We start from the raw sequence: 23,235 nt of genomic DNA on the forward strand, positions 1-23,235 counted from the left end.
GCTGATTTAAAATTAGTCTTGCTGCACATTATCAAAGCATTTTGTTCGACAGCACGGCTGTATACCACATGCAGCGTTTTCAACAATTGTCCCTGTCTAGGCTTTGTACAACCAAGCTGTATAGCAAATGTTCTCAAAATAAGCACGTGCAGATGTCTGTCTGTACGGCAATGCGTTGGTTGTATTTATAATAAGTCACTGATAGATAATAAATAAGAAATAAAGCCTATGCGGTGTAGCACGTTGCAGGTATCTATTGCTGTATTATGTCATGGTTGATTTTTCGGCAGACTTTTGTGGGCTTTCTAGGCTGTGTTAAATCATGCAGAATTGTGGATAAACACAAGTTTATCCACAGAAAATGTGCATAACTTTGATGAAATATTAACAGCTTAAAGATGACGTAGATGAAAGCAGAACGCCTTTAGCTAGAATCAGTTTAAGAAGAACAACTCACCGATACTGCAGCTTGATCTGCAGGGAGTGGTGCAAGATCCTCAGGTCGTTCAAGCGAGCTTTGTCGGCTATACGGTTGAGCCAATAACTGGAATAAGCGATCCACTTCACTGAAGTCATTTTGCTCTGCTTTTTCAATAGCCGTTTGCGCCATATGGTTGCGTAAAATATAAATAGGATTATTTTGCTGCATCAAGCGGGTTAAGGCATCATGGTCTTGATATTCACGGATCTGGTGGTATTGCTGTAAAAACTCATCAAATTCGCGTAGATCAAGGCAGTCATCACGTAAAGCCGTGTAGTGTTGGTGCTGTAAGCGTTGGAAGCTTTGCGTGTAGTCCAGTTGTTCTGCTTGTAGAATTCTTAAAAAACGTAGTGCGCAATCAAAGCTATCTTTATGAAAATCGGGTAAGCCCATCTTGGCACAGAGCCCTTGCTGATAGTGGGTGAGAAAAGCTGTTTCATAGCCTTCTAGACAGTCGACAAGTTGTGTCTTGAATTGCTCTTTTGCTGCGGCAGGCGCAAGTGGCATGAGGTTATTCAGCCAGATCCATAGATTCCAGTGACCGATACTGGGTTGTTGTTGATAGGTATAACGACCTTGTTGGTCAGAATGGTTATTGATCCAGTTGGGTCTGAAACGCTCCATAAAACCATAAGGTCCAAAATCTAAAGTAGAACCGGTAATATTGAGGTTATCTGTATTCATCACGCCATGGGCAAAACCACAGAGTTGCCATTGGGCAATCATTTTGGCGGTCGCTTGAATGACCTCATGCGCAAATGCCAATATGGGAGACGGTGCGGCTAAACAATGTGGATAGTGCCATGCAATGCAGTGCTCAGTAAAATCTTTAAGTAGTTCAGGCGCATATTGATTAATCCACTCAAAATGCCCTAAGCGAATATGGCTATCTGCGCTGCGTAATAACATGGCTGCAGGTTCTAAGTGTTCGCGCTGTATCATTTGCGTGGAGCTGCTAAAACCCACGGCATTACTTGAGGCAACGCCTAAGGCATTGAGGGCATGACCTGCAAGGTATTCACGAATCACAGAGCGCAGTACAGCACGACCATCTCCCATACGAGAATAAGGCGTTTTACCTGCACCTTTTAGGTGTAGGTCAATCACTTGAGCATTTTTATCTTGGACTTGGGCGATGAGAAGACCACGACCATCGCCAAGTTGCCCCGCCCATTGTCCAAATTGGTGCCCTGCATAAACCATGGCCAAGGGGCGGAATTCATCAAAGCAGCGTTGACCACTACAGATGTCGAGCCATTGTGCTTGCTCTTGTTCAGTCCATTGTAATTGTTCTGCCAAGGCTTGGTTAAAATGCCCGGCAATGGTTTGTGTTAAGGGCTGAGGAGCTTGGTGGTGGTAGAGCTGGGAATCCAGCGTAGGATAGCGTTGGATAAATTGCATAGTTGATCATCTGCACAGAGCACGTGGAGACACTAACTATAGCATTGATCGAATGGCAACAAAAACGCACCCATGAGGGCTTGATTGAACTTTGTTTTGCAGCAATCAAGCGTGGGTGCGTTGGGGTGCAACGGAACAGTTGACTATTCAGCAGCAGTATTTTTTTTGATATTGCGCATCAAGGTTTCTAGGCGCTCACGATGATAAGTCAGTTTTTGTTCTGCCAATTGAAAATCAACTTTGAGCTTGATATCCATTTGATGGATTTTCTCTGCAACAGCCGCTTTTTTCGCTTGTAACTCTTGCTCTTTGAGTTTAGTCCAGTCATTGAGGGTATGGGTAAAAGCCTCATATTCTTGTGCGACTTTTTGTTTCAGTGCCGATAAATCAGCACTCATATCATGCCCATAGACCGCCAAATCTTGCTCTGCATATTTAAAGCGCATAGCCAGTTCTGCTTTTTTAATATTAAAGCTCGGGATACGACGTAGATTGGTCGCCATACCGAGTTTTGAGAAGCTCCAAATTAACCATTTGGTTGGGTCATATTGCCACCATTTTACGCCATTACGGTAATCGTATTGGAAGATATGATGATAGTTATGATAACCCTCGCCCCATGTAGCAATGGCAAGCCAGAAGTTGTCACGTGCTGTGTTTTCATCGGTATATGGGCGTTTACCCCACATATGACAGAGTGAGTTAATAAAGAAAGTCACATGGTGGCTAATGATCAGGCGTAATAAACCACCCAATAACACCACACCCCAGAGGTCACCCACAGCCCAGCCAATGCTACCAAGAATGGCAATGTGCACAAGAATGGTAAGGGGAACATAGTAGCGATGTTGGAACATGACTAATTTGTTTTTTTGTAGATCGGGGGCATTTTTAAAATTGGGTTCTGCTGCTGGATAATCTCGCAACATCCAACCCAAGTGTGCATACCAAAAACCGTTTTTAATTGAATAAGGATCACGTTCGATATCATCGACATGACGATGGTGGGTTCGATGTCCAGAAGCCCAATATAAAATACTATTTTGAACCGCAAAAGTGCCAGCAATCATCAAAATGATTTGCAATGCTAAATTGGCATCATAGGCTTTATGTGCCCATAAACGGTGATAGCCTGCAGTAATACCGAGACTACTCACGCCAAGTAATACAAATAAACTGATCCAAGCCGCTACGCTAAAATCGTGATGATAGGCATATAGCGGAATTGCAATGACAGCAACAATGGGTAAAACAACCAATGCAAAAATAGCGGTCCAGTTTAATGGGGCTTGAGGTAGGGGAGGATTCATCTCCAACAGCACTCCTAAAAACCTAAAATACAAGGTGGATTTTAGAATAATAAGCAAAGATATAGCCTATTTTTAAGACATAGTAGCATGCACGTAGGCGCGATCACTAGCAATATTTTACAGCTGTATAGTATTCAAAAGTAACATATTCTATCCTATGGCGACTGTTGCGCTATATCTGCGGTTATTCTAACGCTAAATACTTGTTTGCGCTGTAACTATTTCTAAGTGTCCGATGATGTTTTACGGTGCTGCGGCATTGTGTGAGATTTGCAAAAGTGCTTTATCTACAGGATAAATCTTTTATGTAGTGGATAAATACTGTTGCATGCGCTTTGGGTAATCGGTAATTAAACCTTGCACGCCGTGGTCTGCTAGTAATTTAGCCCGTTCCACGTCATTGACCGTCCAAACACTGCAATTCAGCTGAGCTTGCTGCATGGCATTCAATATGCTGCTATTGACCAATTGATCTTGCCAGCCAATCTGGCAACATCCTAATTGCAATGCAAAATCAATTGCTTGTGTTGCTATATCCATCTCGACCAGCAAACCTCGTCGTAGTGTGCTGCGTTGCAGCTGCAAGGCAATCAAAATCTTGGGATCAAAGCTTGTCACCACAACTTGTTGTGTGAAAGCATCTAGCATAGGCGAGAGTTGTTCAATCAGCTGTTCCGCTGCGGCGCTACTTTCTACGCTTTTAATTTCGACTTCAATATGCTCAAAGTCAGCCAGTATGGGCAGTACATCGCTCAATAAAGGCGTAGCTTGCTGTGCATGATCGGACCACAGCGCGGCTTGATTTATATGTTGTATGTCTTGGTAAGCTAAGCCAGTTAGTTTGAGCGCTTGTTGTGCAGTCCGTTGAAAATGATCATCGTGTATGACCACCAGTTGTTGATCACTGAGTTGGCGCACATCAAATTCCACTGCACGTATTCCTAAGTCTTTCAGGTAGTGAAATCCTGCAAGGGTGTTTTCTGGTGCTTCGCCACGCGCACCACGATGACCAATAATTCTCATGAAGCTGACTCCTGTGTATTGCTGGCTAAAACTGGTGCTGTGATATTTTTCTGCCAAAGTACTTCGTGACCGGCTTGCTGCCGTTGTAAACAGCGCGCTGCAACAAAGAGCCAATCCGATAACCGATTTAAAAATTGTAAGGCATTCTGCTGAATATTCTGATCACGTTGTTGTACAGCACATAACTGACGTTCTGCTCGACGGCATACGGCACGGGCTTGATGCGCATAACTACAGCTCAGACTGCCTGCTGGTAAAATAAAGTCTTTGAGCATCGGCAGCTGCTGATTCATTTGGTCGATATCGGCTTCTAAAAAAGTAATGCTCTCAGCATTCAGCACATGATGGTTCGGGATACACACTTCACCGCCTAAATCAAATAAAGCATGTTGCATATAACGCAAACGCTCAGCCCAATAGCCTTGCTGATCGGAGTTGTCCTGTTGAATATGGGCTGCCAAGAGCCCAATAAGCGCATTTAACTCGTCAATATCCCCTAAGGCATGTATGCGTAAATCATCTTTGCTCAGTCGTGAACCATCACCAAGTCCTGTCTCACCTTGATCACCAGTACGCGTATAGATTTTACTTAAACGATGTCCCATCTGCTGAAAACTCATGCTGTGCAACAGTTGTATCATGCTATAGAAATTGTAGTATTGCACTGAAATATTTTGTAGTTTGTATGATCTAGATGGACACTGCACGTTATTTCATATTCAACATGCTTTTGCTGCCGTAATCCCTCACCCCCCACAGCCAATGTACGCAAGGTATAGATGTGAACTATGCTGTGCATGTCTCATTCAGTTAAACATCACAGGTGCAATCGCTGCGAGGGGAGATCAGATCAGGGTGCTATATGCCGCGGTCAGATATTGAGATCTAAGTCATCAAAATCTTTTAGCCCTTCACCTTGTGCTAATAATTGGTTGTAGTAATCGACGCGTAATTCATCAATCACTGAGCTACTTACACCAGCCTTCCAATAGCCCATGACATGAACGTGTGATTTATCCAACTGGTGTTGCTGTAGAAAAATCTCACGAATACGTCGCGCTTCGCTACGTTCACAGGCTGCCCAAACATAGAGATCCCCCAGATCAGCTGTCGGGCGAATCTGGGCAGCAGCTTGTGATAAATACTGACCTTGACCGGCTGCGAGTTTTTGATCATGTTGAATAAAATGGAAATTAACCCGTTGGGGACGTGGCAGTTCTTGTAACTGTTCAGGTTGCAAGCTATCTATATAAATGTCGCCAGACACATGGTCGGGCCATTGCTGCAACATCGAATAGACCGCTGGAATAGCCGTATCATCTGCAAAAATCACATTATGGCGTTGCGCTTGAAAATCAGGGCTAAAGTGTGGACGTGGACCAGTGAGTAGAATTTCAGTGCCGACTTGCGCTTGTTGTAACCAACGCATTGCTGGGCTGGCATCGGCATGGATCACAAAGTCGATTTCAATTTCATTTCGTGCAATATCGTAATGACGCACGGTATAAATGCGAGAGCTTGGACGTTGCTGGTCATGTTGTTCTACATCCAAGCGAATGGCAACATTGGGAAGTTGCCACAGTTGGGGATGGGACGGATCAATTTTACCGCGTATTCGGCAGATTGAAGCATAAGGTCGGGTCATCTCTACCACCGTCATGCTTAGTTGTTGCATGCCATTCATGTGGTCATCTTGCTCGAGCACTTTTGCTTTATCCATAGTGATTACCTTTTCAATCATTTTAGTCAGTGTCAGATCAAGCTTATTGCCGTTGCAATGAAGCAATAAGTTTAGTACCTGTATACTAATTTAGCATAAATGAAAATGATTGCTATTTATTTATGTTGCTCATTGCTAATAAAGCAAAACCTTTTAAATGTACCGACTGCAAAGCGATCTTATTGCTTGACTTCAATTCGGCTGGAAATTAATCTGCCTTTGCTTCAGGTGCTTGATCAAAAAAGTGAAACTGGGAAGTTAGTCTGTCTGAGTATTTATAGGATTTATCGTGTAAATCTTATGCAAAAGCTAACACTGCCCCCGCAACGGTGAATAGTTATTTTAGCGATAACTTAAGTCCGGAGACCGGCCTGTTGTAGTCCTATAACCTGATCTCTATGACCTTATTTTTATCGTTATAGCATTTCTATCGTTATAGCGAAAAAATTGTTATTCAGGGCTGAGCCAAATGCGCGACAGTTTTTAAGAACGCGTTACTCAGCGATCAACGCACGGGTGGTGCGATAGAGGAATTTCATGTCTTATAAATCCAATACGTTATATCAAGCACTACTATTATTGACACCATTTTCGGCAGCGTGGGCCGTAGAGCAATTACCCACCATTCATATGACCGCAAATAATATGACCGCAAACCGTACAGTACTGAATGATCAAAACACCATGGCAGGGCTGACGGTGATTGATCGTGAGCAGATTGAACGACAGCAATTTCAAACGCTAGAGGAGTTGCTCAAGACTGTACCGAGTTTGTCATTTCGAAATAGTGGCGGGATGGGGAAAACCACGGGAATTTCTTTGCGTGGCACCAGCTCACAAAGTGTTTTGGTGTTGGTTGACGGACAAAAAATTGCTTCTGCGACCACGGGCACAGTGGCATTTGAGCATTTACCGATAGACCAAATTGAACGGGTTGAAATTATACGTGGTCCGCGGTCAAGTCTTTATGGGGCTGAAGCAATTGCTGGGGTGATTCAGATTTTTACCCGTCAAGCTGGTCATGCTGATGGTATGAAGCCTTATGCCTCAGTAAGCTATGGCTCACATGAAAGCTATAAAGGTAATATCGGTGTCAATCTGCGCCAAGGTGCAAGTTGGGCAAATTTAAATGCCACAGCTATAAAAACCCAAGGTATCAATGCCACACGGCCAACGGCATGGGGGCATGATCCAGATCGTGATGGTTATGAGAGCAGTGCTTTCGCCCTAAAAGCGGGGCACCAGTTTAGTGATCAATTTGAGATCAGCAGCAATCTTCTCAGCGTCGACGCGAAGAATGAATATGATAATGGTCCAGATGCACATGGCAATATTAAACAAAATGTTTATGGTCTTGCTGCCAAATATAAACCCGTGGATCGTTGGCAGAGCGAACTGAAAGTTGGGCGTACTGAGGATAAACTTGAAAGTGTTGAATATGGTACGAAATCCAAAATCGATACCTTGCGCGATAATATCTCATGGCTGAACAGCTTGACCTTACAACCCAATCAGTTGCTGATGCTTGGTATTGATTATCAACATGATAAAGTCAATAGCAGCACAAACTATACCCAGAATAAACGCGATAATACCGGCTACTTTGTACAGTATCTCGCGGGTTTTGGCGCAGTGAATGTGCAGGCAGCGTTTCGTTTTGATGATAATCAACAGTATGGGCAGCATAGCACTGGAAATGCCACGCTTGGTTATCATTTAAATGATCATTATCATGCTTATGCTACTTGGGGCAAAGCCTTTAGAATGCCGACCTTTAATGAGCTATATTGGCCAGCCGATCCTGTTTTTGGCGGTGGGGGTAATCCAGATTTAAAACCAGAGCAAGCGGAAAACCTTGAAATCGGTTTGAAAGGCAGTCAGTATTTGGATTGGCAGTTAAATGCTTTTATGAACAATATCGACCATATGATTGTCGGTTGGCCAGCACAAAACGTCGATAAAGCTCGGGTAAAAGGGATAGAGCTGGTATTGGGACAAAATTTGCATCAGTGGGTTTGGAATCTCAACTATACTTATCAAGACCCTAAAAATCGTAGTGGAGCATATAAAAACAAGCAGGTCGTCTATACCGCTAAACAATTATTAAATTTCTCTGCCGATTATAAAATAGATAAATGGCTGATCGGTGGTGCAGTACATTATGAAGACAAACGTTTTGTCAATGCTGCCAATACCCAGCAATTAAGTGATTTCACCACGGCAGATGTTCGTGTGACCTATCAGCTGACACCGACCATGAGTGTGCAAGCCAAGTTGGCCAATATGTTTGATAAGACCTATCAAAGCACCGCCGATTATAATCAAGATGGGCGTACGGCTTGGCTAACATTGCGCTATGCCATGCAATAATAGCGTTAGACAGAACGACTTTTGGGGTTGAGTCTTAGAAGACCTAGTTTTAGTAGAGCGAGTTTTAGCAGAGCGAGTTATAGAAGGCTGATTTTCATCTGCTATGGAAATCGACCTAGGTCATATAATATGATTCTTTCCGTTACTCTATTTTAGATTGAGCATCCAAGATCATGCGTACCCGAGTCAAAATTTGCGGTATTACCCGTGTGCAAGACATTCAAGCTGCTGTTGCTGCTGGTGTGGATGCCATTGGTTTGGTGTTTTATCCACCCAGCCCACGCCATGTGACGCTTGAACAAGCGCAACAATTGCTACAGCATATTCCTGCCTATGTCTCTGTGGTTGGATTATTTGTCAATGCGACTGCGGCAGAGATTAGCACGGTGTTAAAAAGCGTGGCATTGGATGTGCTACAGTTGCACGGTGATGAAAGCCCAGCACATTGTCAGGCAATTGCCCAAGCGACAGGGCGCCGTTGGTATAAAGCATTACAAGTGCAAGCTGATACCGATGTGTTAGCCGAAGTACAGGCTTATCAGGCTGTGGGTGCCAGTGCGGTACTGCTCGATGCATGGCATCCCGAGTTAAAAGGCGGCACAGGTCTACAATTTGACTGGAGCCAATTCCCCAAGCTCGATAGCGCATTGATTTTGGCGGGTGGGTTGCAACCAGAAAACATTCAACAGGCCATCGCCATAACTCAGCCTTATGCAGTCGACGTCAGTGGTGGGGTTGAGGCAGCAAAGGGCATTAAAGACCCATTACGTATCCAACAATTCATGCAAGGAGTCCAACGTGGATCAGCAAAATAAAGTGATTGACTATAGCCAATTTCCAGATGCACAAGGGCATTTCGGTATTCATGGTGGGCGTTTTGTTTCTGAAACCCTCATGGCAGCATTGGATGATCTAGAAAAACTTTATAACCGCATGAAAACGGATGAACAGTTTCTGGCCGCCTTTGATCATGATCTGGCGCATTATGTAGGGCGCCCGAGCCCACTATATTTTGCTGAACGTTGGTCAGAGGCTTTAGGTGGTGCGCAAATTTACTTAAAACGTGAAGACCTCAACCACACTGGAGCACACAAGGTCAATAACACCATTGGTCAGGCTTTATTGGCCAAGCTTTCGGGTAAAAAACGGATTATTGCAGAAACCGGTGCAGGACAACATGGTGTGGCAACCGCTACGATTGCTGCGCGTTTAGGAATGGAATGTGTGGTTTATATGGGCGCTGATGATGTCAAGCGTCAAGCCATGAACGTCTATCGTATGCGCCTATTAGGAGCAACGGTTGTGCCCGTGACCAGTGGCTCACGCACCTTAAAAGACGCACTGAATGAAGCAATGCGTGATTGGGTTTCCAATGTTGATGATACCTATTATGTGATTGGCACCGTAGCTGGACCACATCCTTATCCATTGTTAGTCCGTGATTTTCAGTCGATTATTGGTCGTGAGGCACGTCGGCAGATCCTAGAGCAAGCAGGGCGATTACCCGATGCATTGGTTGCCTGTGTTGGCGGTGGATCAAATGCCATCGGTTTGTTTTATCCTTTCCTCAATGATGCAGATGTTAAAATTTATGGCGTAGAGGCAGCCGGTTTGGGGATTCATACAGGCAAGCATTCTGCGCCTTTAACGGCTGGACATGTTGGGGTATTACACGGTAATCGCACTTATTTAATGTCAGATCAGCAAGGTCAAATCATTGAGACACATAGCGTGTCGGCAGGTTTAGATTATCCTGGTGTAGGTCCCGAACATAGCTTCTTAAAAGACATGCACCGGGTAGCGTATGTGCCGATTACCGATGCAGAAGCGTTGCAAGGTTTCCGTGATTTAACCCGTATTGAAGGGATTATTCCTGCCTTAGAAAGTTCGCATGCCATGGCTTATGTCAGCAAGTTGGCACCTACCATGTCTAAAGATCAAATCATTATTGCCAATGTGTCTGGTCGCGGTGATAAAGATCTGATGACCATGGCACGTATTGATGGGGTAGAGATGATTGATATGTAGGCGCTAGAGCTTACATGTTTTTATTTTTTCAGCGCTATGTTTCGGTCTAATACAGTTTTGCTGGAGCATACGACTTTGCCTGATTGCCTTGCCTTAGTGGTTGGGCGAAAGTGGCTTGGAGAAAGTAGTTGGGCGAAACAAAAGCCGAGCTAAGCCTAAGTAGAATGATCTATGCAAAGCGAGAGGAGCTGGGTAAAGCCATGCCGAGTTTATTTATTGTGATGTTAGGCGGGCGACATGCGCGCGCCAATATCGAAGTTCATGATGTGGTCTTTGCTGTAGGCGATGATTTACCCAGCACCTATTCACAACTCAAAAATGCTTGGTTTGGTGAGCCACAAGGTCTACACATCGATGCATGGATTCAATGTGATGGCTTGGATTTCGAGGGGAAAAGTTATCAAATACAGTTCTCTCATGCTGCGCCCGCAGAGCAGCAGCAGAAACTTTATCTCATCAATTTAGGCGGCTATGATCCACGGGAGTTTGGTGAGTTACATCGCTATGTGCTGGTGATTGCCAGCAATCCTGTAGCTGCCAAAGCCAAAGGCAAGGCTTATTTTGCGACACATTGGCAGAAACAACATACCGATCGCGTGCTGGAGGTAGATGATTGCTTGGCAATAGACTTAGTCGGCGGGCATTTTGTGCATCTGCAACCCGGTGAGTTTAGTCCACAACGTTGGGAAAATAGCTATATCACGCTATAGATAAAGATTACGCTGTAGATAGTTGTAGATAACTGTAGATAAAGTATGCAGCGATCGCTGTGTGTATCTTTAAATCACTATTTTTATGCAGCGTAGAGAGGAGCTGTACGCGGCGAGAATGAGCATGGAGCTGAGATATAGAAAAATATGATATGTATTTGAAAATAAAGTAAAACTAAAGCTTAATCATTGAATTTATTGGTAATAGGGCAGTTATTTATAGCTTTTAGCTGCCTTATCAATAAAACCATTATTAAATATGTAAAAAATACATTTTGTTGATAGATCAATAGTGGTTATGCTGTCAGCCTTTGCATTATATTACTAGCTGCACGCCATGTATTTATATACTGATTTTGATCAGCAGATGATCGATGAACGGGTTGCTCAATTTCGCGACCAAACACAACGCTATTTAGCGGGGAAACTCAGTGAAGATGAGTATCGTCCATTACGCTTACAAAATGGTTTGTATGTACAACGCTATGCGCCGATGTTGCGTATCGCAGTGCCTTATGGACTGATGCATGCTAGACAGTTGCGTAAAATTGCTGAATTAGCTCAGCAATATGACCGTGGTTATGCGCATGTCTCTACACGTCAAAATATCCAATTTAACTGGCCAGCATTGGAAGATGTACCAGAAATGTTGGCGCAGTTGGCCACAGTACAAATGCATGCCATTCAAACCTCTGGTAACTGTATTCGTAATACGACGACAGACCAATATGCGGGTGTGGTGGCCGGAGAAGTTGCCGATCCACGTCCTACTTGTGAGTTAATTCGTCAGTGGAGTACCTTTCACCCAGAGTTTGCTTTCTTACCGCGTAAATTTAAAATTGCTGTTTCGGCTTTAGCTGAAGTCGATCGTGCAGCGGTATCTTTTCATGATATCGGTGTTTATATCGTTCGCAATGACGCTGGTGAAATGGGGTATCGTATCAAAGTGGGTGGCGGTTTAGGGCGTACCCCAATTATTGGTTCGATCATCCGTGAATGGTTACCGCGAGAAGACCTGATTGCTTATTTAGAAGCGGTATTGCGCGTTTATAATTTACATGGTCGCCGTGACAACAAGTACAAAGCACGTATTAAGATTTTAGTCAAAGCTTTGACGCCCGCCGTGTTTGCAGAGAAAGTAGAAGCTGAATTTTTACATACGCAAAAAACACTGCAAATTGCACCAGAAATCTTAGCAAAAATGGATGCTGAGTTTTCGCCATTTCCCTATCAAGATTTAGCTGATCAAGACTTTAGTGAGCTATTTGCACAATATCCGAAGTTTAAACACTGGTTTAACATCAATACCCATGCGCATAAAGTTGCAGGTTATCGCATTGTGACCATTTCTTTGAAACGTGCTGGTATCGCGCCTGGTGATATGAGTACTGAAGAAATGAATCTCATTGCAGATTTGGCTGATCAGTATACTTTTGGTGAGCTCCGTACCACGCATGAACAAAATATTGCTTTGGTTGACGTACCACAAAAAGACTTATTTGCTGTGTGGCAAATTCTGGACCAACATAACTTGGCGCGAGCGCATATTGGTTTCTTGACAGATATTATTTGCTGCCCAGGTGGTGATTTCTGTTCATTGGCCAATGCTAAATCGATACCCATTTCAGAAGCAATTAGCCGCCGTTTTGAAGACCTCGATACCATTTATAATTTGGGGCATCTAGATCTCAATATCTCGGGGTGTATGAATGCTTGTGGTCATCACCATGTGGGAAATATTGGTATTTTAGGCGTCGATAAAAAGGGTGCCGAATTCTATCAAATCACTTTGGGCGGCAATGCCGACCATGATGCGTCATTAGGTGATATTCTTGGACCTTCTTTTGCAGCAGATGCAGTGCCTGATATTATCGATGAGATTTTAAATACTTATTTAGATCTGCGTGAAGAGGGTGAGGAGTTTATCGACACTTATCGTCGTGTTGGTATTAAACCGTTTAAGGAGCGTGCATATGCTTAATTTAGATTTAGCGGTACTCGGCAAAGATGGCTCAATCTCAGCAAATAGTTATCAGTTGATTGCAGAAGATGGGCAGCTACCTGCTGGGGATGTATTGCTTAGCACAGCTCAGCTCGATTTACTGCCAAGCATAGCGACTAAAAAAGCTTTATTGATTACCGTAGAAGATTCACCTGAAGTCAATCATTTCCCTTTGGCTGAATTAGATTGTATTTTTATTGAATTTGCTGGTTTTAATGATGGTCGTGGTTATTCTTTTGCCGCACTATTACGTCGTCAGGGCTTTCAGGGAGAGTTGCGCGCAGTCGGGGATATTTTTAAAGATGTCTTGAACTATTTAAAACGTTCTGGCTTCGATAGCTTTGTGATTAAAGAAGGCAAAGATGTCGCAGAAGAGGCGGCTGGGTTGAATGACTTTAGCCAAGCTTATCAAGCCTCAACTGCCATTGCACAAGCCAACTATCAGACGGGCGCTTAAAAGTTTGATTACCATAAAAAATCCCCGCCAATTCACTGACGGGGATTTTTTATTCATGCTGATAACGAATTATAGCAATTCGATGGCAACTGCAGTTGCTTCACCACCACCGATACATAGGGTTGCAATGCCTTTTTGACCGCCAATGCGTTTTAAGGCGTGGATCAAGGTTAAGATAATCCGTGAACCAGTTGATCCTACAGGATGTCCAAGTGCACATGCGCCACCATGAATATTGACTTTGGCTGGGTCTAATTTGAAATCGTCAATTGGGCACATGGTCACCATGGCAAAGGCTTCATTAATTTCCCATAGATCAACATCTTGTGCATTCCAGCCGGTTTGTTTTAAAACCTTTTCAATCGCACCCACTGGAGCAATGGTAAATTCTGATGGATGTTGTGAATTAGAAGCATAAGCCACGATTTTGGCTAAGGGTTGTAGACCTTTTTCTGCTGCATAGTGTTCTGATGTGAGCAACAGCGCAGATGCACCATCTGAAATGGAGCTGGCATTGGCAGCGGTAATGGTACCGTCTTTGGCAAAGGCAGGTTTTAGTTGTGGAATTTTTTCAATATTTGCTTTAAAGGGTTGCTCATCCTGATCAACCACCACATCGCCTTTACGCGTGCTGATCGTGACAGGAATGATCTCATCTTTGAAATAACCTTCACGTATCGCTGTTTGAGCACGTTCAAGTGAGCGAATTGCAAAGTTATCCATTTGTTCGCGGCTATATTCACGGCTATTGGCCATGTCTTGGGCAAAAGATCCCATTAAACGCCCTGTTTCTGCATCTTCTAAACCATCTAGAAACATATGATCTTTCACTTCACCATGTCCCATACGGTATCCACCACGTGCCTTAGGCAGTAGGTAAGGGGCATTGCTCATGGATTCCATGCCACCAGCAACCACGACCTCGGCTGAGCCAGCTTTGATCATATCGCTGGCTTGCATGACCGCTTTCATCCCTGAACCACACAATTTGTTAATGGTTACAGCGCCTGTCTGATCTGGAAGCCCAGCAAGACGCATTGCTTGGCGGGCGGGTCCTTGTTTTAAACCTGCGGGAAGAACACAACCCATAATCACTTCTTGTACATCTGTAGGCTGTAGTCCAGCACGCTGTACCGCAGCTTGAATAACGGCTGCACCCAGTTGTGGGGCAGTCGCGGCGGATAAACTTCCCTGAAACCCGCCCATCGCAGTACGTGCACCATTTACAATCACAATGCCAGTCATTGTTATATTCTCCGGTTTTATAAGATGATAAAGCTAAATTTAGCGACAATATGGACTAAAATTTTGTTCAACTTATGCAGTATATGCAAAATATTCTGAGAAAAAAGCCTAATCGTTGTTTAGATTTAAACGCAGCAGTAACGCTTCAATCTTGCATTTAATATAGATCAGCACTTGCGAACAGGCTTTATTGCGGTCTGATACGTGTGATGAGCGGCATGATGAGATGGGGGCTGTCCAAGTAAGAGAATTTCAAGGCTGACGAGCACTGTTGGGCTTAAGACGATGAGCAGTTTGGTCTAAGAATAGGTCTTTGATGTCCCATTGCACTCAGGATGAGATCATGACTTAAACTGTTATATTGGCTATTACAGTAGCGAAAACGTCCCATTGAACCACGGGGTAAGGCATTATCTCCTTGAAATACGATGCTATTGATGTGGCTGGCATTACCGAGCCATTGTAGTGAACCGTGCCGGAGTTGTTGTTTGTTGTGTTGTAAAATAGGTTCATCTGTATCGCGTTGTTGGTTGTGGTTATAGTCTACAAAAAGCAAAAGTCCATTGTGCCATGCTTGAGCTTGGCAGTTCTGTAGGTCGGTAGAAGCACAGAGTACAATATTTTGCTGACGACTCAAGGCTTCGAGTTTTGCCAGTTGCAATAGCTTAGAGAGTGTTTGTTGAACTTGATCGGATTCTCGTCGTTGTAGTTGGTAAGATACGCTAGGTACCGCAATACTTGCGATGATGACCAAGAGGGTGATGCTCAGTAACACTTCTAATAATGTTAAACCTTGATCTGGATAATGTTTTGATGAGGGGGATGTGGCGGGCATATCCATGGTTCTCGTCTGGTTATTATGTTTTTTTTTGAACTGTATAGTACGACAAAAAATATGTATATACCTTTTGGGCGTATTTAGAGTGAATTTTATGTGATATTCAAATATGTCAATTTAAATTTTGTAAGTATAGAAAATTGCCAGAAATACGGTTTATTTAGTGAATTAAAATATCGAAATTTAATGTTAAAGTCGCTTGGTCATCACGGCGGTCAAGTGACTTTGTGATCAAATGGTATTTATTTTTATTATTAAATTCAGTGTCTTATGGTTTTTGTTTTTTCTTTAAAATTAATTTATTCATTACAAAAGCTTAAATATAAATGGTTGATAAGTTGATCATGATCAGCGATACTACAAGGGTTTTAACGCGGTGCGATGGTGCTCGAAAATGAAAAACGCATTCATCTGGTGCTGCTCTAGTAAATAGTAAAGTAATTCCTAAAATAGTTTAGAAAGAGAGATATTTCTCAAATTATTTGCTCTTTGTATTACGCTAATTGTCGAAAGCTGTTAAAATAAACCCTGATTAAGTATGAGGATAAGTCGTTTACGTAATTCACATCGAGTAAATTTACTCAATTACAACGGAAATTGTAAGTAATTTTGTCAATAATTTACTTGATTAAATTTATCAAGCACTTGGAAAAACTAAAAAGTGTTTGTATGATTCACGTGAGTGGCTTAAAAAAAATACTGGGTATATAGCAAGCTTATCTCAGGTAGCTAACGTATTTTAGGCTGAGCTTGAACAACATTTGTTATCTCTGGAGGAAATCCATGAAATTGAGTCGTATTGCACTTGCTATGCTTGTTGCTGCGCCATTAGCTGCGGCTAATGCTGGTGTGACTGTAACTCCGTTGTTACTTGGTTACACGTTCCAAGACACTAAACACAATAACAGCCGAGATCACCTCACAAACAATGGTGAGCTACAAGATGATTTATTTGTTGGTGCTGCGCTTGGTGTTGAATTAACTCCATGGTTAGGTTTTGAAGCTGAATATAACCAAGTTAAAGGTGATGTAGACGCTGCAAATCTTAACGGTGCAGAATACAAGCAAAGACAAATCAATGGTAACTTCTATGTTACTTCTGATTTAATCACTAAAAACTACGACAGCAAAATTAAGCCGTATGTACTTTTAGGTGGTGGTCACTATAAATATACATTCAGTGGTGCTAGTGATTCTGCTTTAGGTCGCGTAAACCGTGGCTTGAAAGAAGAAGGTACCCTTGGTAATGCTGGTATCGGTGCATTCTGGCGCTTGAACGATGTATTGTCTCTACGTACTGAAGCACGTGCGACTTATAACATCGATGAAGACTTCTGGAACTACACAGCACTTGCTGGTTTGAACGTTGTTCTTGGTGGTCACTTGAAACCTGCTGCTCCTGTAGCTGTGGTTGAGCCTGTTGCTCCTGTTGTTCCAGCTCCTGTAGTTGAACAGCCGAAAGAATTGACTGAAACATTGAACATGGAACTTCGCGTGTTCTTTGACATCAACAAGTCAAACATCAAAGACCAATACAAACCTGAAATCGCTAAAGTTGCTGAAAAACTTAACGAATATCCAAATGCAACTGCATCAATCGAAGGTCACACAGACAATACTGGTCCACGTCAGTTGAACGAACGTCTATCTCTTGCACGTGCTAACTCTGTTAAATCTGCACTTGTAGGCGAGTACAACATCGACCCAGCTCGTTTGTCTACTCAAGGTTTTGCATGGGATAACCCAATTGCAGACAACAAAACTAAAGAAGGTCGTGCTATGAACCGTCGTGTATTCGCGACAATCGTAGGTAGCCGTACTGTTCTTGCGCAACCAGGTCAATAAGCCTAGCTTATTACCCTAGGATGATATAAAACGGTTCTTCGGAACCGTTTTTTTATTGATGAAAAAAGTACTAGAGCAAAAAGTCTAAAAGAAAGAAAAAACGATTGATCAACCAGAAATACTCAGTCACATGGCGTGACTGAGTTGGGTGATGATGGAAAGTGTTTATTTAGCCTTTAACACATAGAACTTGCTTAAGCGTATGTACGACTTCAATTAAGTCTTGCTGATTCGCCATGACGTGTTGAATATCTTTGTACGCTGCTGGAATCTCATCTACAACAGACTTGTCTTTACGACATTCTATGCCATTGGTCTGTGCAATAAGATCTTGTTGACTAAAGACTTGTTTGGCTTTGGAGCGGCTCATTTTACGACCAGCACCGTGTGAACAAGAACAAAAAGACTCAGGATTGCCTTTGCCGCGAACAATAAAGGATTGTGCACCCATAGAACCTGGAATAATGCCATATTCGCCTAAACCTGCCCGTATGGCACCTTTACGTGTTACATAGACTTCTTCACCAAAGTGCGTTTCTTTTTGCACATAATTATGATGACAGTTAATGGCTTCTTTGGTCATTTGAAAACTAGGTAGCAATGGACGAATTGCCTCTAGCACCAAACGCATCATTTCACGTCTATTTTCATAGGCATAGTGTTGAGCCCATGCCACTGCTTCAACATAGTCGTCAAAGCTAGTCGAACCTTCAGCAAAATAAGATAAGTCTTTATCTGGCACATGTCCAAAACGATGTTGCGCTTCTTTCTTGGCACGTTCAATAAAATAAGTACCAATTACATTGCCTAAACCACGACTACCTGAATGTAGCATAATCCAAACATCTTGATTCTCATCGACACACAGTTCTATAAAGTGATTGCCTCCACCGAGTGTGCCTAACTGTTTCTGCCAAGTACTGTTAAAGTGTCTTAGCATACGCGTTAACGCAGGATGCTTACGTGTAATCACTTGTAGTTGTTTGTCGAGTGGGCTGAGAGTAGAGGCTTTGGCTTTAATTTGTTTATGCATTTCAAAACCCACAGGAACTTTACGCTCAATTGCATTACGCAACGCGCTTAAGTTGTCAGGAAGTTGAGCCGCTTTTAAACTCAAACGTAATGCATTCATACCACAACCAATATCAACCCCAACAGTCGCTGGAATAATGGCATTTTTGGTCGGAACTACGCTGCCTACAGTCGCACCTTTACCAACATGTACATCAGGCATCACCGCAATATGTGAATGTACAAATTGCAGTTGTGCCATTTTTCGTAATTGAATCAGACTTTCTTCATCAACATCTTGGGTATAAATTTTTACGGGAACGCCATATACCGCTTTGGCGTTTAATATCATTTGTATGCCCATTATTTTTACTCGAACATTTTATAGTTGTTGTGCCCGTTTTTTAGTCATAAAAAAACCTAGCCAAATGCTAGGTTGTTTGCATTCGGGCACATGCGATAATTTAAATGCACGTGTCCGTGAGTTGACGCATGCTATTTATTAAGTGTTTATTTCCAAATTTTGCATGACATCCTCCTCATTTATCTGTTGGCTAAATTGTCAGAAATTGCAATTTAGTGCGGGCTATTATAGACATAGATTTTAAGCCGTCAAGTCATCTCGCAAATTGCTTTGCGAAATATTGATCGCGCTTGACGGCTGAATCTACTGATATGAATAGAATGGCTTTATATTTCGCGATCAGTATTCATTGGTTTAACATCCATGTCTTGGTAAGAAACTAATTTGGTTCTGTATTTAAACTTATAACCTAACCAAATGACCAAGAATAATGGAATGGTAATATAGGTTGATAATAAACCGACCCAGTTAATTTTATCGCCGATAATGGCTTCGTAATTTTGTCCCAACACGATGATCGAACATAAAATAAATGCAAACCACGGTGCAAAAGGGAAGAACTTGGCACGGTAAGCGAGATCCTCAAGTTTATAGCCCTGAGCAATATAGCCTTTACGAAAGCGATAATGTGAAATGGCAATGCCGAGCCATACGATAAAGCCACACATACCCGACATATTGAGTAACCAAGTAAAGACTTGTTGTTCACCAATAAAAGTGGTTAAGAAGCACAGTGCTGCAACAGCGGTGGTTGCATATAAGGCATGCATGGGCACACCACGGCGATCAAGTTTGGCAAACCAGCGTGGCGCTTTACCATTTTGTGCCATGTTGAATAACATACGGGTTGAAGAATACATGCCTGAGTTACCCGCAGATAAAATGGCAGATAAAATAACAGCATTCATCATACCTGCTGCAAAAGCAAAGCCAGCACGCTCTAAAATTAAGGTAAAAGGTGAAAGTGTAACGTTACCAACCGTACCTTCGGCGGCAAGATTAAGGTTTGGATCGGTATAGGCAATCAGCGTACCAATAATAAAAATACAGACAATATAAAATAATAGAATTCGCCAGAAAATCTGTTTGATGGCAAGTGGAATGGTTTTTTTAGGGTTTTTTGATTCACCTGCCGCGACTCCGACCATTTCAGTGCCTTGGAAGGAGAAACCTGCAACCATGGCAACACCAATCATGGCTTGTAAACCACCGACAAAGGGTGCATCACCTGTGGTCCAGTTTTTCGCAATACTTTCTGTTGGTGACAGCATAATATTGGCGATCATATAGATGCCGACAATAATAAAGAAAATAATGGCAATAACTTTAATCAATGAAAATAAAAATTCACTTTCACCAAATCCACGGACGGTGAGCGCATTAATGCAGAAAATGACGCCTAAAAATAAGGCACTCCAATAGAAACCGGGGATATCTGGTAGCCAAAATTTCATAATAAATTGGACGGCAACCAATTCAAAGGCAACTGTAATTGCCCAGTTATACCAATAGTTCCAGCCTAATGCAAAACCAAAGCCTTCTTCTACATATTTATTACCATAGGTAAAAAAAGCACCGGAAGTGGGGTTATGCGTGGCAAGTTCACCTAAGCTGGTCATCAAGAAGTAAATCATGATGCCGATTAATGCATAGGCCAGTAAAGCACCGCCAGGGCCTGCTTGACTGATGGTTGTTCCTGATGCCAAAAATAATCCGGTACCAATTGAACCACCAATCGCAATCATATTTAAGTGACGCGCGCCAAGCTTGCGCTGGAGTTTCCTGAGATCTGTGCTGCTCATGATAGGTCCTTATTCAATCTATTCGTGCGCAAGGGCATAAATCACCTTAAAACCATTGTTATCCGCTTTAATATTGGTTTCAGTAAAGTGTTGCCCAATTAAGTTTGCATAATTTAAAAATCGATTGGCCACAATCCATAATTCACCCGGGTTTTTTAAATGTTGTCGGGCATAGTGGCATAAAGCTTCACTGGTATCATAATCGGTATGTATGCCTTGATGAAAGGGTGGATTGCTAATGATGGCATCCATTTTTTCAGGAATATCTTGGACTCCGGTGACTGCCACTATGTGTAATTGCTCGCTGTGTATTGCGTTTGCGGCAAAAGTCAGCTCGGTAGACTTAAGTGCGAAGGCATCGACATCTAATGCGTATATAATGTTGTTTAAATTAAACTTAGCGAGAAAACAAGCAATAATACCGGCACCACAACCAAAATCTGCCAACTGCCCTGATTTCACTTGTTCAAGATAGGGCAATAAAACCGCAGTCCCTGTATCAAGATGATCTTGGCTAAAGACCCCGGGTAGTGCACAAATCGTTAAGTTGTGCTGTTGATACTGTACCTGATATTTTTTGATCCAGCTGTCTAGGGGCTGTGCAATCACGGCTTGTGCTAATTGCATGCACCAGAGTTGGCAATGCCGTGCACTATCGAGCTTGATAGATTGACCATAGTGTTTGAGTTGTTTGGCTGCGCGCTCAATACCACCTTTTTTTTCACCCACTAATAACACGCGCTGTGTTGGCTTTAATAGGCTGAGTGCTTGGTTTAAGACATATTCCAGTAGATTCTTTGATTTGGGAACATAAATAACCACTTGATCGTAGTTATTTTGCGGTGGTTGTACCGCAAAATAACTGGTATAGCCTAAGCCAATATGCGCTTGATGATCCGCATAATTCCAACACCAGATCTCAGCATCAATTTTTACATCTAATGTACTCAATAATGCATCGGCAGGCGCATTAATAAACAGCACTCGTCCTGTTAAATAATCTTGCTGGCGAAGGATAACTTCACTACGTGGATCCATGATAGATACTCAAAACCTTATCGAATAATTGTGCTATGCATATTATGCATCATCATTTTTATGACCAGCAGGTAATAATAAATTGAGTAGCAGTGCTGCAATACCACCGGTCGCCACGCCAGAACTAAAAATATTACGGATGAGCTCGGGTAAGTGTTCTAAAATTTGTGGTACCTGTGCCACACCAAGACCCAGTGCTAAAGAAATTGCAATAATTAATAGCGCACGACGGTCTAACTGTATGCCAGCAAGGATATTAATACCGGATGCTGCCACTGCACCAAACATGACCATAACTGCGCCGCCCAAGACGGCTTGCGGAACAGCTTGAATAATACCTGCCACAGCAGGGAATAGCCCTAAAATAATCAACATAAAAGCAATCCAAATCCCGACATAACGACTTGCTACGCCAGTTAATTGAATCACACCATTATTTTGTGCAAATACTGAGCTTGGGAAGGTATTAAATAGACCGGCGAGAAATGAATTGGCACCATTCACCAATACACCACCCTTGATGCGTTGCATCCACTGTGGCCCCGTCACGGCTTGATTGGATATTTTAGAGGTTGCGGTAATATCACCAATGGCTTCTAAAGAGGTTACCAAATAAATAAATGCCATGGGAATAAATAAGCCCCAATCGAAGCTAATACCAAAATGCATTGGCTGTGGAATTTGCAGCACTGGCGCATCTTGTAAACCTGAAAAATCTAGATGCCCCATAACACCCGCGAGCGCATAGCCGATTAATAGTGCAATCAGAATAGCGGAACTTTTCACCCAAACAATACGAACGCGGTTTAATAAAATGATGATCGCCAACACTGTACAGGACATCATGAGATTGCTGCTATTGGCAAAGGTGTTGCTGCTCATCGCGGCATAGCCTCCACCCATGCTAATTAAGCCCTCTTTGATCAGGGTTAATCCAATCAATAACACCACAATTCCCGTCACCAAGGGAGTAATAAAATTTTTGACCCAAGGTAAAATACGCGAAACACCCATTTCAATAAAAGAACCGGCAATGACGACACCAAATATGGCGGCCATTACTTGATGAATCGGGGTGCCATGCGCAACCATGGCACTGCCTATACCGATGATTGGTCCAATAAAGTTAAAGCTAGTGCCTTGTACAATCAGTAAGCCAGCACCAAAAGGACCGACTTTTTTACATTGTAGAAAGGTCGCAATCCCGGAAATGATCAGAGACATGGACAGAATCATGTTGGTATCTTGTTTTGAAACACCAAGTGCCAAACAGATCAATAAGCCGGGTGTGACAATGGGCACAATAATGGCCAGCAGATGTTGTAGTGCTGCAAAAAAAGCCACAATGGCACGTGGTTTGTCATTTAGACCATAGACTAAATCAATTGTTGTATCTGTTTTTTGAGGGGTGTTGGGAGTCGACATGTTGCAGTAGGACCAAAATGATGGCGCTATTCTAATCGAGTGTGACTAGGATGAAAACACTTAGACCTTGCTTGCTGCAATATTTTGTTTAAAAACAATTATTTAAAATCTAAAAAACGTCTTTAAGTTTCTGCGCTATAAGCTGAATGGTCGTTTATAGTTGGT

General features: G+C 42.7%; 18 protein-coding genes and 1 riboswitch. Of the genes, 7 read left to right on the forward strand and 11 right to left on the reverse strand.

Going from position 1 to position 23,235, the window contains the following annotated elements:
• Nucleotides 1–439 precede the first annotated feature (439 nt).
• The 5 genes from BFG52_RS03355 to BFG52_RS03375 form a co-directional block, all read right to left on the reverse strand.
• Nucleotides 440–1,882 (reverse strand): protein adenylyltransferase SelO, encoded by a 1,443-nt coding sequence (locus BFG52_RS03355; RefSeq protein WP_067552620.1) that lies wholly within the window; start codon nt 1,880–1,882, stop codon nt 440–442.
• 143 nt (nt 1,883–2,025) lie between these two features.
• Nucleotides 2,026–3,192 (reverse strand): acyl-CoA desaturase, encoded by a 1,167-nt coding sequence (locus tag BFG52_RS03360; protein WP_067552622.1) that lies wholly within the window; start codon nt 3,190–3,192, stop codon nt 2,026–2,028.
• A 303-nt stretch (nt 3,193–3,495) separates the two neighbouring features.
• Nucleotides 3,496–4,215 carry a glycerophosphodiester phosphodiesterase gene (locus tag BFG52_RS03365; RefSeq protein WP_067552625.1) on the reverse strand — a complete coding sequence of 240 codons (720 nt, stop codon included), beginning with the start codon at nt 4,213–4,215 and terminating at the stop codon, nt 3,496–3,498.
• Nucleotides 4,212–4,820, reverse strand: a complete 609-nt coding sequence (locus tag BFG52_RS03370) for a cob(I)yrinic acid a,c-diamide adenosyltransferase (protein ID WP_067559064.1) — start codon at nt 4,818–4,820, stop codon at nt 4,212–4,214. Before BFG52_RS03370 ends, BFG52_RS03365 begins: the two co-directional genes overlap by 4 nt.
• Nucleotides 4,821–5,086: 266 nt before the next feature.
• Nucleotides 5,087–5,935 carry a siderophore-interacting protein gene (locus BFG52_RS03375; RefSeq protein WP_081408606.1) on the reverse strand — a complete coding sequence of 283 codons (849 nt, stop codon included), beginning with the start codon at nt 5,933–5,935 and terminating at the stop codon, nt 5,087–5,089.
• A 209-nt stretch (nt 5,936–6,144) separates the two neighbouring features.
• Nucleotides 6,145–6,324: riboswitch (cobalamin riboswitch) on the forward strand.
• Nucleotides 6,325–6,472: 148 nt separating this feature from the next.
• Here BFG52_RS03375 and BFG52_RS03380 point away from each other — a divergent pair.
• From BFG52_RS03380 to BFG52_RS03405, 6 genes are all read left to right on the forward strand, one after another.
• The gene (locus tag BFG52_RS03380; RefSeq protein WP_067552631.1) at nt 6,473–8,305 is read left to right on the forward strand and encodes a TonB-dependent receptor domain-containing protein; all 1,833 of its coding nucleotides are present in this window, start codon (nt 6,473–6,475) and stop codon (nt 8,303–8,305) included.
• A 173-nt stretch (nt 8,306–8,478) separates the two neighbouring features.
• On the forward strand, nt 8,479–9,120 hold the full coding sequence (locus tag BFG52_RS03385) for a phosphoribosylanthranilate isomerase (protein WP_067552634.1): 642 nt from the start codon (nt 8,479–8,481) through the stop codon (nt 9,118–9,120).
• A complete protein-coding gene (gene trpB, locus BFG52_RS03390) occupies nt 9,104–10,333 on the forward strand; it encodes a tryptophan synthase subunit beta (protein ID WP_067552637.1) in 1,230 nt (409 codons plus the stop codon). Before BFG52_RS03385 ends, trpB begins: the two co-directional genes overlap by 17 nt.
• Nucleotides 10,334–10,533: 200 nt before the next feature.
• A complete protein-coding gene (locus tag BFG52_RS03395; RefSeq protein WP_067559066.1) occupies nt 10,534–11,043 on the forward strand; it encodes a DUF1543 domain-containing protein in 510 nt (169 codons plus the stop codon).
• A gap of 337 nt (nt 11,044–11,380) precedes the next feature.
• The gene (locus BFG52_RS03400) at nt 11,381–13,024 is read left to right on the forward strand and encodes a nitrite/sulfite reductase (RefSeq protein ID WP_067552639.1); all 1,644 of its coding nucleotides are present in this window, start codon (nt 11,381–11,383) and stop codon (nt 13,022–13,024) included.
• The gene (locus tag BFG52_RS03405) at nt 13,017–13,502 is read left to right on the forward strand and encodes a DUF934 domain-containing protein (RefSeq protein ID WP_067552642.1); all 486 of its coding nucleotides are present in this window, start codon (nt 13,017–13,019) and stop codon (nt 13,500–13,502) included. The genes BFG52_RS03400 and BFG52_RS03405 overlap by 8 nt, the downstream gene beginning before the upstream one ends.
• Nucleotides 13,503–13,571: 69 nt before the next feature.
• Here the strand turns inward: BFG52_RS03405 and BFG52_RS03410 are convergent, their stop codons facing one another.
• Both BFG52_RS03410 and BFG52_RS03415 read right to left on the reverse strand, forming a co-directional pair.
• Nucleotides 13,572–14,747, reverse strand: coding sequence for a thiolase family protein (locus BFG52_RS03410; RefSeq protein ID WP_067552645.1), 1,176 nt, complete (start codon nt 14,745–14,747; stop codon nt 13,572–13,574).
• A gap of 277 nt (nt 14,748–15,024) precedes the next feature.
• Nucleotides 15,025–15,588, reverse strand: a complete 564-nt coding sequence (locus BFG52_RS03415; protein ID WP_081408607.1) for a GspH/FimT family pseudopilin — start codon at nt 15,586–15,588, stop codon at nt 15,025–15,027.
• 780 nt (nt 15,589–16,368) lie between these two features.
• Between BFG52_RS03415 and omp38 the strand changes: the two genes are divergently transcribed.
• Nucleotides 16,369–17,430: an outer membrane protein Omp38 gene (omp38, locus tag BFG52_RS03420; RefSeq protein WP_067552652.1), complete on the forward strand. Its 1,062-nt coding sequence runs from the start codon at nt 16,369–16,371 to the stop codon at nt 17,428–17,430.
• Between the two features lie 169 nt (nt 17,431–17,599).
• Here omp38 and BFG52_RS03425 read toward each other — a convergent pair whose 3' ends face one another.
• From BFG52_RS03425 to BFG52_RS03440, 4 genes are all read right to left on the reverse strand, one after another.
• Nucleotides 17,600–18,805 carry an RtcB family protein gene (locus BFG52_RS03425; RefSeq protein ID WP_067552656.1) on the reverse strand — a complete coding sequence of 402 codons (1,206 nt, stop codon included), beginning with the start codon at nt 18,803–18,805 and terminating at the stop codon, nt 17,600–17,602.
• Between the two features lie 326 nt (nt 18,806–19,131).
• Nucleotides 19,132–20,607, reverse strand: coding sequence for an amino acid permease (locus tag BFG52_RS03430; RefSeq protein WP_067552659.1), 1,476 nt, complete (start codon nt 20,605–20,607; stop codon nt 19,132–19,134).
• A gap of 18 nt (nt 20,608–20,625) precedes the next feature.
• Nucleotides 20,626–21,645 carry a class I SAM-dependent methyltransferase gene (locus BFG52_RS03435; protein WP_067552662.1) on the reverse strand — a complete coding sequence of 340 codons (1,020 nt, stop codon included), beginning with the start codon at nt 21,643–21,645 and terminating at the stop codon, nt 20,626–20,628.
• Nucleotides 21,646–21,687: 42 nt separating this feature from the next.
• Nucleotides 21,688–23,070 (reverse strand): uracil-xanthine permease family protein, encoded by a 1,383-nt coding sequence (locus BFG52_RS03440; RefSeq protein WP_067552665.1) that lies wholly within the window; start codon nt 23,068–23,070, stop codon nt 21,688–21,690.
• Nucleotides 23,071–23,235 lie beyond the last annotated feature (165 nt).

The organism is Acinetobacter larvae (assembly GCF_001704115.1).
In the GTDB taxonomy this organism is placed as follows: Bacteria; Pseudomonadota; Gammaproteobacteria; order Pseudomonadales; family Moraxellaceae; genus Acinetobacter; species Acinetobacter larvae.